Below are 1856 nucleotides of genomic sequence, written 5' to 3'. Positions count from 1 at the left end.
CTTGTAAAACTTGAATAGCATACACTTTTATTTACATAATATAATTATAGTTAACTTAACAACTATCTTATTCTTAAACGTTTGAAAAAATTACTCCCCTACCTCAGCACAAATGCCTTTAAGCGATTTCTGCATATGCACCACTTCATCCGCTAAAAGCGAAATCCTTTGCAGCAAATCAGCATCAACAATCTCATTCTCGCGGTTAAAATGATCATAGTTTGCGTACACATAGCTCGGTGCCACATACGCCCGGAAGTAGCCTGCGATTGGTTTCAACTGGTTTTCAATCACCAGAAAATGCTGATAGGTTCCTCCATTAGCGACAAATCCCATCACCTTGTTACGGAAAGCATCCGGATGGATCAAGTCAAACAAGTTCTTCAGCACACCTGGAATCGACCCCTGAAAAATTGGTGTACCGATAATGTAGAAATCAGCATTAGATACCTTTTCAATCACAGTCTTCGTATCCTCTGAATATGTCGCAGGGTCGCGTCCATCACAGAACTGGACATCATAATCCATCATATCGAGCATTTCTACCTCAATGTCCGGATACTTCTTTTTCACATCGTCAAGCACTTTACGGACAACGATGCCTGTTTTGGCACCAATGATTGTGCCTGAGATTCCCAATAATTTCATCTCATTCCCTCCTATTCTCGTAAAATTAATACTAGAGTCTGCCGCCAAAAATAACTGCTCTTCCCAGCCGGGTACTTACTTCCCAGCCGGGAATCCTATTTCCCAACTAAGAATTCTACTTCCCAACCGTCCATCCCAACAAAGTATTCGACAGGTGGACCTCTCCTTCTGAAAGCAGCTGCCTGATTCTCGTCGAAGAAATCGGATTTCCCTTTGAGCAGCACACTGGCTTGGTCACCCGGACCCGGAAGTATTTTTCCAGCAGAGCAATATCCCCTAGCCGGTCCTTCCCAAATCGGAAATCTCCGCCAATCATGATTTCAACAGGGTTAAGCTTCGCTAAAGTGTCAATGAACTCATAAGCACTTCTTCTTGCATACATCTCATCGAACCTTGCAACCACTGAATGGTGAGCTCCAAGCTTCTCCATTTTCAAAAGCTTCTCATCTACAGTCGTCAGCATCCTTACTCCTTGAAAAAACACTCTTGGCGGAGGATCAAATGTATACACAACACTAGGCACCTTCAGCTTTCGGCCTCTTTGCACCGCCTGCCTGATGACAGCCTGATGACCGCGATGGACGCCATCAAAGGCACCAATGGCAACAATCGATTGCGGCAATTCCAAAGTAGTGTATACATGTGCTTTCATTTGACCTTCTCCTCCTGTGAATGACGCTTATTTTGTAAGCGCTTCCTTATTATCGAGCTGGCATCCCTTTAACGCTTCAACAACCATCTCAAGTTTTGCCTGGCGCTTATAGTTGTTATAGAAAATACCTCTCTTGCGAATCGGGTCGCCAGTGTAATAGCGCTCATACTGCAGCAAACGCTGTCCGAATGCCTCGCCGCACAGATCCCATGCAAGTTTGAAAATGCCGACGCGCTCCAGCGAAGATACGCCTTCGCGTCCAACATAGTAATTATTAATCGAATCCCTTAATTCAGCTGCGTCAAAATCAGCGCCAGTTGGTGACATTAATAATCCGCCAGCGCCAACAATTTGCATAACTTCAATCGCGCGTGGATACATTTTTGGCAGCAGGCCGCGGATTGTTTCAAGCGCAACATAATCTGGCATCGCTTCACCATGCTCCGTGATTGTGTGTTCATATTCAGCAACCTTCAACAGCGCTCTGATCGATTCAAGTGACTGCGCTAGTTCTCCAAGCTGATCCTGAACATTCAGGTATCCATCTACACCAATT

3 protein-coding genes are annotated in these 1856 nt (G+C 44.8%); all 3 read right to left on the bottom strand.

Annotated elements, in window-relative coordinates:
- Positions 1 to 90: 90 nt before the first annotated feature.
- Positions 91 to 648: an NADPH-dependent FMN reductase gene (locus WB217_RS05140; RefSeq protein ID WP_423991283.1), complete on the bottom strand. Its 558-nt coding sequence runs from the start codon at positions 646 to 648 to the stop codon at positions 91 to 93.
- 115 nt (positions 649 to 763) lie between these two features.
- On the bottom strand, positions 764 to 1300 hold the full coding sequence (locus tag WB217_RS05135; protein WP_423991281.1) for an FAD synthetase: 537 nt from the start codon (positions 1298 to 1300) through the stop codon (positions 764 to 766).
- A gap of 27 nt (positions 1301 to 1327) precedes the next feature.
- Positions 1328 to 1856: 4-hydroxyphenylacetate 3-hydroxylase C-terminal domain-containing protein (locus WB217_RS05130; RefSeq protein WP_423991279.1), on the bottom strand; the 529-nt coding region annotated here is incomplete at its 5' end.

The organism is Mesobacillus sp., assembly GCF_049588175.1.
Taxonomy (GTDB): Bacteria; Bacillota; Bacilli; order Bacillales; family Cytobacillaceae; genus Mesobacillus.
This window is presented reverse-complemented; position numbering and strand designations above follow the sequence as displayed.

Excerpts from the sequence above, each read along its gene's own strand:
- WB217_RS05140 (WP_423991283.1), bottom strand. The coding sequence starts at position 648 with ATGAAATTATTGGGAATCTCAGGCACAATCATTGGTGCCAAAACAGGC.
- WB217_RS05135 (WP_423991281.1), bottom strand. The coding sequence starts at position 1,300 with ATGAAAGCACATGTATACACTACTTTGGAATTGCCGCAATCGATTGTT.